Origin of the sequence: Gottfriedia luciferensis (genome assembly GCF_002156865.1) — a bacterium.
GTDB classification, from domain to species: domain Bacteria; phylum Bacillota; class Bacilli; order Bacillales; family Bacillaceae_G; genus Gottfriedia; species Gottfriedia luciferensis.
Genome location: NZ_NCTA01000002.1, coordinates 158970 through 174389, shown reverse-complemented (window position 1 = coordinate 174389; position 15420 = coordinate 158970). Strand labels below are relative to the sequence as shown.

The 15420-nt window shown below is 30.0% G+C and carries 15 protein-coding genes; 13 read left to right on the top strand and 2 right to left on the bottom strand.

The window, feature by feature from the left end; genetic code table 11:
* Nucleotide 1 precedes the first annotated feature (1 nt).
* From rfbB to B7R67_RS03050, 4 genes are all read left to right on the top strand, one after another.
* Entirely contained in the window at nt 2-1015 is a 1014-nt protein-coding gene (gene rfbB, locus B7R67_RS03065) for a dTDP-glucose 4,6-dehydratase (protein WP_407920371.1), read from the top strand.
* 177 nt (nt 1016-1192) lie between these two features.
* A complete protein-coding gene (locus B7R67_RS03060; RefSeq protein ID WP_208615623.1) occupies nt 1193-2614 on the top strand; it encodes a lipopolysaccharide biosynthesis protein in 1422 nt (473 codons plus the stop codon).
* A gap of 36 nt (nt 2615-2650) precedes the next feature.
* Nucleotides 2651-3571 (top strand): glycosyltransferase, encoded by a 921-nt coding sequence (locus B7R67_RS03055; RefSeq protein WP_088067439.1) that lies wholly within the window; start codon nt 2651-2653, stop codon nt 3569-3571.
* Between the two features lie 142 nt (nt 3572-3713).
* Entirely contained in the window at nt 3714-4844 is a 1131-nt protein-coding gene (locus B7R67_RS03050) for a glycosyltransferase family 4 protein (RefSeq protein WP_088067437.1), read from the top strand.
* Between the two features lie 115 nt (nt 4845-4959).
* Here the strand turns inward: B7R67_RS03050 and B7R67_RS03045 are convergent, their stop codons facing one another.
* Complete coding sequence (locus tag B7R67_RS03045; RefSeq protein WP_088067435.1) at nt 4960-5325, bottom strand: hypothetical protein; 366 nt, start codon at nt 5323-5325, stop codon at nt 4960-4962.
* 360 nt (nt 5326-5685) lie between these two features.
* Between B7R67_RS03045 and B7R67_RS03040 the strand changes: the two genes are divergently transcribed.
* From B7R67_RS03040 to B7R67_RS03005, 8 genes are all read left to right on the top strand, one after another.
* Nucleotides 5686-6492 carry a glycosyltransferase gene (locus B7R67_RS03040; protein WP_088067432.1) on the top strand — a complete coding sequence of 269 codons (807 nt, stop codon included), beginning with the start codon at nt 5686-5688 and terminating at the stop codon, nt 6490-6492.
* 42 nt (nt 6493-6534) lie between these two features.
* A complete protein-coding gene (locus B7R67_RS03035; RefSeq protein ID WP_088067430.1) occupies nt 6535-7920 on the top strand; it encodes an O-antigen ligase family protein in 1386 nt (461 codons plus the stop codon).
* The gene (locus B7R67_RS03030; RefSeq protein ID WP_088067428.1) at nt 7913-8674 is read left to right on the top strand and encodes a glycosyltransferase family 2 protein; all 762 of its coding nucleotides are present in this window, start codon (nt 7913-7915) and stop codon (nt 8672-8674) included. Before B7R67_RS03035 ends, B7R67_RS03030 begins: the two co-directional genes overlap by 8 nt.
* Nucleotides 8675-8874: 200 nt before the next feature.
* Entirely contained in the window at nt 8875-10191 is a 1317-nt protein-coding gene (locus B7R67_RS03025) for a UDP-glucose dehydrogenase family protein (protein WP_088067426.1), read from the top strand.
* A 1-nt stretch (nt 10192) separates the two neighbouring features.
* Nucleotides 10193-11119 carry a GDP-mannose 4,6-dehydratase gene (locus B7R67_RS03020; RefSeq protein ID WP_088067424.1) on the top strand — a complete coding sequence of 309 codons (927 nt, stop codon included), beginning with the start codon at nt 10193-10195 and terminating at the stop codon, nt 11117-11119.
* Between the two features lie 42 nt (nt 11120-11161).
* Entirely contained in the window at nt 11162-12151 is a 990-nt protein-coding gene (locus tag B7R67_RS03015) for a lipoprotein (RefSeq protein ID WP_088067422.1), read from the top strand.
* 78 nt (nt 12152-12229) lie between these two features.
* Complete coding sequence (gene galU / locus B7R67_RS03010) at nt 12230-13102, top strand: UTP--glucose-1-phosphate uridylyltransferase GalU (RefSeq protein ID WP_088067420.1); 873 nt, start codon at nt 12230-12232, stop codon at nt 13100-13102.
* Between the two features lie 61 nt (nt 13103-13163).
* Nucleotides 13164-13661: a VanZ family protein gene (locus B7R67_RS03005; protein ID WP_088067418.1), complete on the top strand. Its 498-nt coding sequence runs from the start codon at nt 13164-13166 to the stop codon at nt 13659-13661.
* 121 nt (nt 13662-13782) lie between these two features.
* Here the strand turns inward: B7R67_RS03005 and B7R67_RS03000 are convergent, their stop codons facing one another.
* Entirely contained in the window at nt 13783-14193 is a 411-nt protein-coding gene (locus B7R67_RS03000) for a pyridoxamine 5'-phosphate oxidase family protein (protein WP_088067416.1), read from the bottom strand.
* Nucleotides 14194-14354: 161 nt separating this feature from the next.
* On the opposite strand from B7R67_RS03000, the gene cax reads away from it, so the two are divergent.
* Nucleotides 14355-15413, top strand: a complete 1059-nt coding sequence (gene cax, locus B7R67_RS02995; RefSeq protein ID WP_088067414.1) for a calcium/proton exchanger — start codon at nt 14355-14357, stop codon at nt 15411-15413.
* Nucleotides 15414-15420 lie beyond the last annotated feature (7 nt).

Sequence of the window (15420 nt, the reverse complement as noted above, 5' to 3'; positions counted from 1 at the left end):
AATGAAAGTAGCTGTTACAGGTGGTGCCGGTTTTATCGGTGGTAACTTTGTACAATATATGGTAAATAAGTATCCTTCATATGATATTTTTAATTTAGATGTTCTAACATATGCAGGTGATTTAACGAAGCATAAAAATATCGAAAATAACGAGAACTATCATTTTGCAAAAGTTGATATTTCAAATCGTGATGAAATTATGGAGTTATTTAACAAAGAAAAGTTTGACTATGTTGTGCATTTTGCGGCGGAGAGTCATGTTGATCGCTCAATTACTGAACCTGAAATATTCGTAAAAACAAATGTTTTAGGCACTCAAGTTTTATTAGATGCTTCAAAAGCAATTAATGTAAAGAAATTTGTACATGTATCAACGGATGAAGTATACGGTGAACTAGACTTTGATCCAACAACATTCTTTACAGAAGATACTCCTTTACAACCGAATAGTCCTTATTCTGCAAGTAAAGCTTCATCTGATTTATTAGTTCGTGCATATCATGAAACGTTTAAATTGCCTATGAATATTACTCGTTGTTCTAATAACTATGGACCATATCACTTCCCAGAGAAGTTAATTCCATTAACAATTTCGCGAGTTTTAAACGACCAAAAAGTACCTGTTTACGGAACTGGCGAAAATATTCGTGACTGGTTACATGTTCTTGATCATTGCTCTGCAATTGATTTAGTTATGCATGAAGGAGAAAATGGTGAAGTTTATAATGTAGGTGGACATAACGAACGTACTAATTTAGAAGTCGTTAAGACAATCATATCAGCTCTTGGTAAATCAGAAGATTTAATTGAGTTTGTACAAGATCGCTTAGGCCATGATAAGAGATATGCAATTGATCCAAGTAAATTAGAAAAACTAGGTTGGAAGCCAACTTATAATTTTGATACAGGTATTGCTCAAACTGTTCAATGGTATTTAGATAACAAAGAATGGTGGGAAACAATTATATCTGGTGAATATAAACAATATTTTGAGAAACAATATGGTAATAAATAATAAGTAAAAAAATGCCCTATGGACAATATTAAACACATTAATAAATGTTTTTATATTGTTCATAGGGCTTAAACTACTTTTAAAGAGTTGTACACATTTTCATGGAAAAATAATGATAGTTTGTATTACAATATTAGTTGTTTGTAAATGAGTGCAGAAAAGAGGAAATTAAAGGAAATGAGTAATGTCTCTATAAAAAAAGCTGCATTTATTAATTTTGTATCTAGATATTCTAATATCATTATACAACTATTAATCAATGCCGTATTAGCAAGGTTATTAACCCCGAGCGATTATGGAATAGTAGCCATAATTTCTGTTTTTATCAGCTTCTTTTCAATTTTATCAGACATGGGCTTTGGACCAGCGATTATTCAAAATAAAGAATTAGATGAACGAGATATTTCAAATATCTTTTTATTTACGATTTTAGTGGCATTTGTATCGTCGATTGCCTTTATCTTATTTTCATATCCAATCTCAATGTTTTATAACAATGATGTATATATAGGATTAGGAAGAATTCTAGCGATTGGTATATTTTTTAATGTCTTAAATATTGTTCCAAACGCCTTGTTAATTAAGGCAAAAGAATTTAAAAAACTAGGTATTCGAACAGTTGTAGTAACCATTCTTGGTGGGATATTTACTATTATTTTAGCGCTTAATGGGGCTAAATATTATGCACTTGTTTGGAATACTGTATTTATGGGATTAGCAACATTTGTTTGGAATTACATTACAATTAGATTTAAAATAATTTTTAACTATAAAAGTGACAGTGTGAAGAAAATTCGCTCGTTTTCGGCTTTTCAATTCGGATTTAACTTTATTAATTACTTTGCAAGAAATTCAGATAATCTACTAATTGGTAAGTTTTTAGGACAAGTACCATTAGGTTATTATGATAAAGCTTATAAATTAATGTTATATCCAGTTAGTAATCTAACTAATGTTATAACACCAGTTTTGCATCCAATTCTTTCAGAATATCAACATGATCGAGAAAAAATATATCATCAGTTTATAAAAGTAATTCGAATTTTATCCTTACTAGGTATCTTCTTTAGTATATTTTGTTACTTTTCAGCGAAAGAAATTATTTTGATTATGTTTGGCAGTCAATGGCTTGCTTCAATACCAGTATTTAAAATACTAAGTCTTTCAATTTGGTCACAAATGACTACATCAAGTGCCAGTGCAATTTTCCAGGCAACAAATGAAACAAAGCAGCTATTTAGAACTGGGATACAATCTACAATTTGTATAGTATCATTTATTACGATCGGTTTGTTTTTTGGTAATATAAAAACGGTAGCGATATTTGTAACGCTAGCTTATATTTTTAATTTCTTTATTGCATACAGAATGTTAATTAAAGTTGTATTAAATAAAAGTTTACTAAAGTTTCTTTTAGAGTTGAAAAAACATAGCATTATTGCAATCATTATGATTGTAGGAATGGCTTTGATTCATTTCGATATCAAAAATACTCTGATCTCAATCATTGTGAAATTAATCATTGCTTCATGTTTATATGGTATAGGATTGATTGTTACAAAAGAGTTTAAAGTAATTAAGGGTTTAATTAAAAGATAATCATTAAAATACTGAAGTCATTTTTTGAGGTGCCAAATGAATAAATTTACGTTTGTAATTCTACATTATCTTGCTGAGCAAGATACGATAGAATGTATAGAATCAATATTAAATAATATTGATTATCCAAATTATGATATTGTTGTTGTTGATAATGCCTCATACAATGAGTCAATGAAAAATATCATCGCGAAATTTAATGAAATAGAAAATGTTTATTTCATCGAGAGCGATGAAAATCTTGGATTTGCAAAAGGAAATAATCTTGGATTTAGATTTGCTAAAAATGAGTTGAATTCTGATTTTATTTGTCTAATCAATAATGATACTATTTTTGAACAAAAAGACTTTATTACAAAAGTCGTAAAGATTTATGAAGAAGAAAAGTTCGCTGTTCTTGGTCCGGATATTATTGCCAGGGACGGTAGACATCAAAATCCAGCAAGAGAAACATTAGTAAGTTATGAAGAGCTTGAAAGAGATGTAAAAATGTACGAAGAAATGCTAAAAAATAGCTCAAGTACGAAATGGAAATACACTTATATCATTAAAACAGCTTTAAAAACAAATTTGAAAAAATTTAAATTGGCTAGAATGATTAAAAGAGCTGTAAAGAAAAATCCAAATAAACCAATAAACCATTTAGTAAAACAAGAAAATATCCAGCTACACGGTAGTTGTTTAATATTTTCATCAGATTACATTTCAAAGTATGATGGTTTATATTCTGAAACATTTATGTTCATGGAAGAAGATATACTGCTTTTAATGTCTCAACGAGATCATTTTAAAATGCTCTATTCTCCAGAGATTAAAATGTATCATAAGGAAGATGCATCAACAGATTATATTCTTAAAAGTAGCTTTGAGAAACGTAAATTTATTTTAGAAAATTACATTGTTTCAGGGAAAATACTTTTAAGATTAATGAAAGAGAAGGAAACGATAAAGGCTTGAATGTAAGTTGTATTATGGAAACTAATTGTACTAAGCGTTTAGCTTAGTACTTTATTATTAAGTTGAATGATTTGTGCGCTTATAATTGATAATCTTTCAAAAGTTTGATTAACTATTTGTTTACTATTTAGGAGGATTTGTTTTGAAGAAAATTGTCTATTTGTCTGATGTTTCTCTAGATATTGTTGGAGGAGCGCAAGAATCAATGAAGATTATTATGAATGGTTTGGAAAAAGAGTTTGAATTCCATATGATTACACCTTCTTCATCAAAAAAAGTTAAAAACCAAATTATTTTAGATAACTATACAAATTTTGTTTTAAAAGGAAAAACAAAAGGCGAACTAATGAAATTGTTATTTGAAATAAGAAGTGAAATTAATAAAATTAAACCAGATATAATCCATGTACAAATGCCTTCAACGATGATTTTAGTAAATATACTAAAAACGTTTCGTTTAATTTCAAGTAAAATTAAATTAATTTACACAGACCGCGGTGTTTTAGATAAATATGGTAACATGACGCAAAAACTAATTAAACGGTTCTCAAAGAATTTTACATATATCGTCACAACAACATATAATAATAGAAAGATTTATAAAAAGAACAATATCGGTAATGAGGAAAAACTAATCGTAATACCGAATACAGCAGGAGATTTATTTGATACGTATGATCCTAATGTAAGGGTAAAAATCAGAGAACAATATAATGTTTTAGATGATGAAATCGTAATTGGATTTTCAGGTAGATATTCCCCAGATAAAAACTGGCCACTTGCCGTTGAAATTATTAAAGAACTAGAGAAACGCTATAAATTTAAGGTTGTAATCACAATCGGCACTGATCGTTCAGAGAAGGAAGAACAGCAAGTTAATGCGATTATCAAACAACTTGAAGATTTAATTGGAAAAGAACAATTAATTGCATTAATTAACGTACCTATCGAAAAAATGAATGAAATTTTTTACTTGAGTGATATTTTTATTCTTACTTCTATCAAGGAATCGTTCGGTCGAACAGCAGTTGAGGCAATGGCAAGAAAAAATGTTGCATATGGGACACGAATTGATGGTTTGGAAGAAGTTATTCATTTTGAAGAAAATAAGTATACTTTAGTAGAGGAATTAATAAAGAAAATGGAAGAAAATTTAATTTCGCCTGAGAAGTTAAATCATGAAAAAATAAAGTTTTATAATCATTACTTAAATAACTATAATACAAAAAAATGCTTGAATAGTCATAAAGAAATGTACGATTCTCTTTTCTAATCAATTTATAAAAAAGCTAACCTCATGAACTGTGTACTGCCTCGCCAATGTTAAACAACATCTGACATTGGCCGGCCAATACACTTTAAGTTCAAAAAGAGGTTAGCTTTTTTTGTTAATTTAAGAATTCAACAGATTTTAGTTTAGTTAGACCTTTTTCGTCTACCCATTTTGAAATATAAATAATGTGATTCGAACTATTGTAATTATATACCTTTAAAGTTGAGTTCGAAGTGAAAAAGTATGCTGATTTGTTTTGAGAGAGATTACTTTTAAGTTTAATAAAATCATCTTTTGTAATTGTTGCATTACTTGAAGTAAGTTGTTTAAATGTCTTCCAGTTCATTTGACTTATATTATTCTGAATATAGTGGTCGGCATCATTGATACTTCTAGATTTTAAAACTTCTTTTTCGCAGCCCATCATTAACGCACTCAGTATTGAAAAAGTAGCGATGATCGTAAAAATTTTCTTTAACATATTTTCCTCCATGCAATAGGTTCAAACTTTACATTGATTAATTATATTGTTAGTATAGCATTTTTTGCAAATTGTATAAGAAATTAACTTCAAAATTTTTAAAATAAAGTTTAAAAATCTACTTTTAGTTTCAGTAATTTAACAAATGTATTAAGAGTTAATTAAAAAGATTAGTTTAATGTAACAATTCGATTAATATTAAAAAAATGAATATTAAACCTTGATAAATAGAATGCCTTAAGCATTTTTAAGTTCAATCATATTATATTTTATATAAGGAAAAGCTATGTTATAATATACAAGTTATTTACGTAAATGCTTGAAATTTGACGTGAATTGATTAAATATGGAGGATTTTGCATGATTAGTATAATTATACCTACACTTGGAAGTCGAGAATTAGAGCTAAAGCGGCTACTATTGAGTATAGAACAACAAACTTATCAGCAATTTGAAATAATTGTTGTAAGTCAAGGTAATCATGACCACGTCGAAGAGCTAATTAATTCATCTTTACTAAAAGATAAAATTAAACAAATAAAATTGACGAGAAAAGGATTGTCCCATTCAAGAAATGAGGGCTTAAAACACGTTTCAGGGGAAATTATAACTTTTTCAGATGATGATTGCTGGTACCCAAAAGATTCCTTTGAAAATATAAAGCAGTATTTTGAAGAAAATAAACAAAATGGTATCTGCACTTTCCAAATATATGACCCAGATAGTGAATATTATTACAAAGACTATAGCGATAAAGCTGAAGAAAATGTATCATTTAGAGGTTTATTTAGAAAATCTTCAATCGAATTGTTCTTGAATTTAAAAGTAGTAAAAAAAGCAGACCTTAAATTTGATGAAAGTTTTGGTTTAGGTGCAAAATATCCTTCAGGTGAAGAAAATATATTTTTAATCGATCTTCTAAAAAAAGGTTATAAAATCAGTTATGTTCCCAAAATTGTCGTGTATCATCCTAAAAAAGAATCAACAGAGTTTTTATCAGCACAACAGTTTATAGGAAAAGGCCCAATGTTTAAAAGAATTTACAATACACCATTAGCTTTTTTATATTTTATCGCCTTTTTCATAAAAAAATTTAATATGCTTGAAAAACCTTTTGTAAATTTAATAAAAGGTTTAGGAGAAATTCTTCAATTTAAGACTAACTGAAGAATATTTACGCTTAAATAGATTGAGAGGACTTCAATAGATATGTTAAGTTTCGAATACATACGAAAAAATTATGAAAAGCTTATGATGATTTTATTGATGGTATATTTCTTTTTTATACCATTTTCAGTCTCAACTGTTTTTCAAAAAATAATACCGGGTTTACCTAGTTCATTTTTGATTAGCGGTTGTGTTTTTGGTGGACTAGTGATTCTTTATTTTATGGTTAGAAAAACTGAAAATTTTCATAGTATCCATAAACAAGAGCAAGTTAGATTCTTACTTGTATTTATCTTGCCGATTATTTTTTCACTATTAGTAACTGTGTATAATTACTTTACATTATATTCGGTTGAGTACGGTCAGTATTTAAAGTCTGATTTGATAAAAAGGCTAATTAATTATGTAATATTTTTTTCAATTTTTTATATTAGTACACAAGTTATTTCTAAATTTAAAAATCGAACTTTGAATAAAATTGTATGGGCATATGTAGTTGCACTCTTGATCATTACAATTGTAGGGGTATGGCAATTCTTCTCATTCTTATACAATATTCCATTTCTAAATATTTCTACACGATCATTTGTTCATTCTGTTGGAGGAAAAACATTATTTGACTTTAGATTGACATCATTTGCAGATGAACCAAGTTATTTAGCTCCGTTCTTAGTTGATTTATTAATAATCGGCTATGTAATGGTTAAATCAAAATTCAAATATGGCTTGTTTATTTTTATTCCAACAATTTTTGTATTAATTTTATCGTATTCATTAAGTGGCTATGTTAATTTAGCGATTTTATGTGTATTGTTTACCTTCTTACTTTTGACTTCAAATTTAAAAAATAAGAAGATTATTTTCTATATTTTAGGCCTACTTTGTTTGGCAGTAATTGCATTCTATTTTATCTTCTCAGGTAAAATTCACGAATTCCTAGAACCGATTATCGGACGACTAGCAGGTGTATTTGATATTCAGAAACATAGCCGCATGTATATGTATGCAATGCCTTTTGTATGGGTATTTGATCATTCTTGGCTATCAGCATTATTTGGATACGGTCCTGGATCATTTGAATTTATTCAATTATCACGACTATTACCAAATGGAAAAGCAGTTAGTACAACTTCAAATAATATTTTCGTGGATTTAATTTTTGAACATGGACTATTTGGTTTTGTTGCTTTACTGTATGGCTTTGTTTACATGGGGTTAAAGTTATTCGTTATTAGAAATAAAAATGATTATTATTTATTTTCATTGTTTCTATTTATACACTTAATCGTTACATCCTTATATCGTGGAGATTTTGTTACACCTCGATTTTGGGGAATATTAATCATTGTCTTCATTTTCTTAGAATTAGGGAAGAGAAAGGTTAATTCTGAACAGGCTGCAAACAAGGAGAGTGGAATAGTTGAGTAATTTAGAGCCTCTTGTTTCAATCATAACGCCTGTATATAACGCTGAGGAATTCATTGTTGACACAATTAACAGTGTTCTTTCGCAAACATATCAGAATTGGGAGCTAATCCTAGTTGATGATGTTTCTACTGACTCAAGTAGAGAAATCATTCAAAAATTTGAGCAAGAAGATAAAAGAATTAAAGTCGTTCTTTTAAAAGAAAACAGTGGTGCTGCAATTGCAAGAAACACTGCTATTGATTATGCAAAAGGAAAGTATATTGCTTTTGTTGATAGTGATGATTTATGGACATTTGATAAATTGCAAAAGCAAGTACAATTTATGGAGAAAAATGATTATTCATTTACATTTACTTCATATCGAATGATAAACGAGGATGGATCGGATACAGGTAAAAACGTACAAGCTCCAAATGAAGTAAGTTACAAGTTTTTATTAAAGAATACGATTATTGGGTGTTCAACCGTGATGTTGAATATAGAAAAGCTCGGAAAAGTAAAGATGAAAAATATTCGAACTAGACAAGACTTTGTCCTTTGGCTATCTATTCTAAAAACGGGTGTTCACGCGTATGGTTTACAGGAGGAACTAGGTATTTATCGTCTTGTAAAAAATTCAATCTCAAGCAATAAGAAAAAGGCCGCTAAACAAAATTGGTCAGTATATCGAGATATCGAGGGTTTTTCAATACCAAAAGCTGCTTGGTATTTTGGAAATTATGCTTGGAATGCATTTAGAAAACATAAAAAATAAAATATTATATCTATCTTGGTATAATATTTTTAAATTTAGTTTAAAAATATTATAATTATTAACGAGTGCAAAGTTATACAGTGCTTCTTTCTTTAATTAGGTTGTTTCCTAATTAATAAGAGCAGCTTTTATTAATGAGTCGAATTTAGTTTCGACTTTAAAATAAAAGTAAAATAAGTATAAAAAAAGGATGATTTTAAATGAATATTTGTGTAGTAGGCACAGGTTACGTAGGACTTGTTTCTGGAACTTGCTTTAGTGAGATAGGTAACAATGTTGTATGTATCGATATAGATTCAAAGAAAATTGAAAAAATTCTTCAAGGCGAAATGCCAATTTACGAGCCAGGTTTAGATAAACTTGTACTTAAAAATGTTGCAGAAGGCAGATTGAAATTTTCTACAAGCCTAAAAGAAGGCATGGAGAAAGCTGATGTAGTTATTATTGCTGTTGGTACACCACCAAAAGCAGATGGTTCTGCTAATCTTGAATTCGTAGAAGCAGTTGCTAAAGAAATTGGTGAAAATTTAAATAGTTACAAAGTTATCGTAACGAAAAGCACTGTTCCAGTTGGAACAAATAAACATGTTAAAAATATTATTAGCCAATCTAATAAGAGTGGTCATACGTTTGACGTCGCATCTTGCCCAGAGTTCTTACGTGAAGGCTCAGCGATCTATGATACGATGAACATGGAACGTGCAATTATTGGTACTGAAACAACTAAAGCTGCTGAAGTATTGACTGAATTACATAAACCATTTAACACAAATATAATTGTTACTTCTATTGAAACAGCTGAAATGATTAAGTACGCAGCAAATGCATTTTTAGCAGTTAAAATTAGTTTTATTAATGAAATTGCTAACTTAGCAGAAAAAGTAGGAGCAGATGTTCAAGAGATTGCACAAGGTATTGGAGCAGATGATCGTATTGGTCCAAAGTTCTTACAAGCTGGTGTAGGTTATGGAGGATCTTGTTTCCCTAAAGACGTAAGTGCTCTTATTTCAATTGCACAAAATGCTGGTAGCCCAATGAGCATTCTTGAAACAATTACAAAAGTAAATGACAATCAACGATATGTAATCGTTGAAAAAATTAAAAATTATTATGCTAGCGAAATCGCTGGTAAGCATTTTGCAGTATTAGGTTTAGCATTTAAACCAAATACAGATGATATGCGTGACGCGCCTTCTATCGATATTATTCGCGAATTAACAGCTGCGGGTGCAAAAGTTACTGCTTATGATCCTGTAGCGGCAGAAAACGCTAAAAAAGTAATTCCAAATCTAACAACTAAAGACGATATTTATGATGTGATTGAAGGTAAGGATGCAGTTGTTATCTTAACTGAGTGGTCTGATATTCGTGAATTAGATTTAGATCGCGTAAAAAGTACTTTAGTAAAACCTGTTATTTTTGATGGTAGAAATGTATTTAATTGTGATGAGATAAATAAAAAGGGATTCTATTATGAGTCAATTGGAAGAAAGACTGTAATAGGAGATGGAGAATAAGATGAGCAAAGTACTAATAACTGGGGGAGCAGGATTTATTGGCTCTAATCTAGCGAGAGCATATTTAGCAAAAGGTTATGAAGTTATTATTGTAGACAATTTATCTACTGGCAAACTTTCAAATGTACCAGAGAATGTCACGCTGTATGAAGAAGATATTCGAAGCTCAAATTTTATTGACATTGTAAAAGAGGAGCAGCCTGATGTAATTAATCATCATGCTGCTCAAATCGATGTTCAACTTTCTATAAAAAATCCAGCTGAGGATGCTAGTATTAACATATTAGGTACAATTAATGTGTTAGAAGCAGTTAAGATGATAAATGAAACAAAAGAATGTCGATTAGTTTATCCATCTTCAGCAGCAGTATACGGTGAGCCTCAATATTTAGGTGTTGACGAAGTTCATCCAATCAAACCAATTTCGTTTTATGGTGCATCTAAATTCACACCAGAATTTTATATCCAAGTTTATCATCAATTACATAATATTCCTTACACGATTTTTAGATATGCAAATGTATTTGGAATTGGACAAGACCCTAAAGGTGAAGGTGGCGTAATTTCAATTTTAGTTGATAAAATTGTAAATAATGAGCTATTCACTGTATTCGGAGATGGTGAACAAACACGAGATTTTATTTATGTTGAAGATATTGTTTCAGCTAATTTAATCGCTAGTGAAAAGCCAATAAATACAGTAGTTAATATTTCGACTAATACAAAAATATCCTTAAACGAGTTAATTAACGTAGCAGAGGGAGTAATCAATTCAAAAATTGAAACGAAATATGCTGAAGAACGCTCGGGCGATATTAAACATAGTTATTTAAATAATAAAAAAGCAAATGAACAATTAGGTTGGTATCCGGCATTTACACTAGAGCAAGGTTTATTAAAGACGATCGAATATTATAAAAACAAGTAAGCCTTAATTTAGAATTTTTTATTGTCAGAAGGATGTGTTTTAGTGAAAAAGTTTTTCTTTCTCTTTTTCCTTTTAATTATGTTAACTGGATGTCAAAAAGAGATTATTAAAGAAGCTGGTTATTCATCTTTGGCAAATGAATCGATTTTATATGGCATAAAATTAGGCGATTCTGTCAGTACAGTTGAAGATGTATTAGGTAAACCAACTAGCAAGTTAAAAGAAGATTACAACTACGAAAACAAGCAACTAACTTTAAAATATAATGATGATGACCAATTATCATATATTGAATCAAAAGATCCTGCTTTTTTATCGTCTAATGGTCTACATGTAGGGAATAACAATTTTGATATCACCATTAAAAGTGGAAACACATTGATTCACGAACTTCCATCCAAAAATAGTGATGAGAAGGTTGCTTTCTCATATGACGAAAGTAGTGGTAAATCAATCTTTTATTTACTAAAGAATAATCATATTGTAAAAATGGCTGTTGGAAGTGATTCCTTAAATAAAGTTTATAATGATTTTATTGGAAGCGATTCAAAAGATATTCTTGAAGATGATAAGTTTATTAGTACTTCTGCAATTTTTGAAGGACAAATTGACTATGATAAAAATGCTCAATTAATAAGAGGTAGCGAATTTAAATCATATTTAAATCAGGGGATCATTGAAGGAGCACCAGTTGTAGTAGGTGGTAGCCAATGGAAAATGGAGCGTCAAATCGGAAAAGGTTCTATCGTTAGTGTAACTGACGATGGAGTTACAACTTATTTATATAAAAATTTTGACGTATACTATGATGTAACAAATAGTGCAATCTCTGGAATCAGGCTTCCACTAGATGAGTCTTATGGAACTATTTCTTCAATTATGAAGGGGACAAGTGTAGAAGCTAAAAAAGTCGGCAAACAAACATACTATACCTACAACGTAAATAGTGATTTTATTACTAGTTTTATCTCTGCAGAAAACAACCCTAATAAAATTGTTGATTTACAAATTATAGAGAACAAATCAAAATAATATTTTAATTAATTTTAAAATCCCCTCTAAGTCAAATATGATTTAACCAAAGGGGATTTTATACTTTGGAGGTAAAAAATGAAAAAAGTTCGTAAAGCCATTATTCCTGCTGCAGGATTTGGTACTAGGTTTTTACCAGCTACAAAGGCTATGCCTAAAGAAATGTTACCAATTGTTGATAAACCAACAATACAATATATAGTTGAAGAAGCGATTGCTTCAGGTATTGAAGATATTATTATTGTTACAGGAAAAGGTAAAAGAGCGATCGAGGATCATTTTGATAAAGCTTTCGAATTAGAACAATCTTTATTAGAGAAGCAAAAGTTTGAAATGCTTGAAGTTGTTCAAGAACCATCAAAAGTGGAAATCCATTATATTCGTCAAAAAGAACAAAAAGGATTAGGACATGCAATTTGGTGTGCACGTAAATTTATTGGAGATGAACCATTTGCTGTATTATTAGGTGACGATATCGTTCAATCTGATACACCATGTGTAAAACAGCTTATGGATGAATATGAGAAAACGCAATCATCAATAATAGGTGTTCAATTTGTTTCTGATGAAGAAACTCAGCGTTATGGCATTATTGATCCTTTAGAAAATCAAGATAATCTGTACCAAGTTCAAAACTTAGTAGAAAAACCAGCAAAAGGTACACAGCCATCTAATTTAGCAATTATGGGACGTTATGTTTTAACACCTGAAATTTTCGATTTCTTAGACAAACATGAAATTGGAGCAGGTGGTGAAGTTCAATTAACGGATGCCATCGCGAAGCTAAATAAGATTCAAAGTGTATATGCGTTTCAATTTGAAGGAAAACGATACGATGTTGGTGAAAAATTAGGATTTATTACGACTTCAATTGACTTTGCACTTCAACGTGAAGATTTAAAAGAAGATCTAATTCAATACTTAAAACAAAAAATTGAACAATTAAGTTAAGTTTCGTTAAACTAAAGTTTATCATCCGTAATTTAATACTCGATTTTATTTGGAGATTCCAATGAAGCAATCTAATACGATTAGTACAATTTTAAAGTATTGGCTACCCGTTCTACTTATAGCTGGCATTATTTTTTATTCGTCAGCTACACCATATGAAAAACAAGATATTAGACCGCAGTTAAGCCATTTAAAATTTCTTTATAATATTATGGGGAATTTTGACTTTATCCATTTTCATTATGATGGACATGAGGTTAGTATAAAAGCACTTGGAATCCCTGGATTTACAGAATTCTTTATTCGAAAACTATCCCATTTTTCGATTTATCTGTTACTTGCTTTTTTTACGACCAGATTGTCAAAACTTTATGTTAAGAGATACTTCTTGATTGGTTTAATTTCTTCTATAATATATGCAGCTTCTGACGAGTTTCATCAATCATTTACTGCCGATCGAACACCATTAGTACAGGATGTAGTAATTGATTCAATAGGTGCATTAGTAGGGGCTAGTTTATTTTTAATAATCTATAAGAAATTCAAAAAAAGACATTAGATTTTGGATCTAATGTCTTTTTTTTGATATTATCATCTGGCAGATACCTCATAAATCCCCATGTTTCATCTACTTCAAAAGCTATTTCTATTTTTCTAATTCCACTTGTTATCATTACGAATTATAGTGAAATAAAAGTAGGTTCGTCGCCGGCATTTTCAATATAGCCTATTTTAACCGGATTCATTTGAATAAGTACGTAATTAGGGTCATCTGGACCTTCAAGCCATCTAGATAATTCTTCAGTCCAAACCTTCTCTTCAGAACTTGCATTTTCGATTATTACAGCTTTTGCAAACATTTCCACAAAGTTATCATCTAATCGATCGCCATCATGTCCTAATAAAATATGTACATTTGGATTGTTTTTTATATCATCCACTTTTTGTGAGTTTTTACTAGTAGCGATATATGGTGTTAGTCCTTTAAAGAAAAAGATCATGAAGCAGCTATGTGGAAAGTCTTCACGAATAGTAGTAAATAAACCTAATTGTTTTGCTTTTAATACTTTCATTATATTTTCTTGAATCATTTTAAAAACTCCTTTACTCAAATCTTCTTTTTTTGAACGATTTTTATGGTCGAACGAATCGCTTCCACTTTAAGTGTTTGTTAATTGTTTTACATTTAAACCTATTTTTTTAGGTCTTTTGCATATGATAGTTAATAAGGAATTTTATTTAGGAGGTTATTATGGCTCATCGTTTATTCTTTATTATTACCTTTATAGGTGTACCATTATCAGTAATCGGTAGCTTAATGCATTGGAATGAAGTTATTTTATTTATCGTATACTGCATAACAATTATTGCATTAGCAGGAATTATGGGAAGAGCAACAGAGAGTTTAGCAATTGCAGCAGGGCCTCGAGTTGGTGGGCTTTTAAATGCAACATTTGGTAATGCAGTAGAGTTAATTATTGCAATTTTTGCATTGCAAAATGGATTAGTAGAAGTAGTTTTAGCATCATTAACTGGTTCTGTAATCGGCAATTTACTTTTAGTAGGTGGACTGTCATTTTTTGTAGGTGGATTAAAATATAAGCGACAAAGCTTTAATGTTTATGATGCAAGGCATAATTCTGGTTTACTAATCTTTGCAGTAGTACTAGCTTTTGTCATCCCTGAAATTTTTTCCGTAGGAATGACTCCCGATGATAAGATGACTCTTAGCGTTGGAGTTTCGATTATTTTAATGGTTTTATATTTAGCAGCGCTTTATTTTAAACTAGTAACTCACCGTGGAGTATATGTAGCAAAAAATCAAGAAGAAGTAGAGGAACATGAAGAGGCTGAATGGGGTACATGGAAAGCCATGATCATATTAGCTGTGGCTACAGTAGCTGTAGGGTATGTATCAGAAAAGCTTGTTCATACCTTTACGACAGTTGGAGATAAATTTGGTTGGACTGAATTATTTATAGGTATAATTGTCGTTGCAATTGTTGGTAACGCAGCTGAACATGCATCTGCAATTGTTATGGCATATAAAAATAAAGTAGGTGTTTCGGTAGAAATTGCAGTTGGTTCATCGTTACAAATTGCAATGTTTGTTGCACCAGTGTTAGTTATATGCTCATTATTTATAGATCATAGAATGCCATTAATATTTTCAATGCCTGAATTAATTTCGATGATAACGTCAGTATTTTTAACCATTTCAATTATGAACGATGGGGATACAAACTGGTTTGAAGGACTAACTCTATTAGCTGCCTACTTTATTATGGGCATCGGTTTCTACTTATTATAAAAAAGTG

Bases quoted from the DNA above. Each gene is read 5' to 3' on its own strand.
- rfbB (WP_407920371.1), top strand. From the start codon at position 2: ATGAAAGTAGCTGTTACAGGTGGTGCCGGTTTTATCGGTGGTAACTTT.
- galU (WP_088067420.1), top strand. From the start codon at position 12,230: ATGAAAAAAGTTCGTAAAGCCATTATTCCTGCTGCAGGATTTGGTACT.
- cax (WP_088067414.1), top strand. From the start codon at position 14,355: ATGGCTCATCGTTTATTCTTTATTATTACCTTTATAGGTGTACCATTA.
- B7R67_RS03035 (WP_088067430.1), top strand. From the start codon at position 6,535: ATGTTAAGTTTCGAATACATACGAAAAAATTATGAAAAGCTTATGATG.
- B7R67_RS03055 (WP_088067439.1), top strand. From the start codon at position 2,651: ATGAATAAATTTACGTTTGTAATTCTACATTATCTTGCTGAGCAAGAT.
- B7R67_RS03020 (WP_088067424.1), top strand. From the start codon at position 10,193: ATGAGCAAAGTACTAATAACTGGGGGAGCAGGATTTATTGGCTCTAAT.
- B7R67_RS03025 (WP_088067426.1), top strand. From the start codon at position 8,875: ATGAATATTTGTGTAGTAGGCACAGGTTACGTAGGACTTGTTTCTGGA.
- B7R67_RS03000 (WP_088067416.1), bottom strand. From the start codon at position 14,193: ATGATTCAAGAAAATATAATGAAAGTATTAAAAGCAAAACAATTAGGT.
- B7R67_RS03045 (WP_088067435.1), bottom strand. From the start codon at position 5,325: ATGTTAAAGAAAATTTTTACGATCATCGCTACTTTTTCAATACTGAGT.
- B7R67_RS03040 (WP_088067432.1), top strand. From the start codon at position 5,686: ATGATTAGTATAATTATACCTACACTTGGAAGTCGAGAATTAGAGCTA.
- B7R67_RS03005 (WP_088067418.1), top strand. From the start codon at position 13,164: ATGAAGCAATCTAATACGATTAGTACAATTTTAAAGTATTGGCTACCC.
- B7R67_RS03060 (WP_208615623.1), top strand. From the start codon at position 1,193: ATGAGTAATGTCTCTATAAAAAAAGCTGCATTTATTAATTTTGTATCT.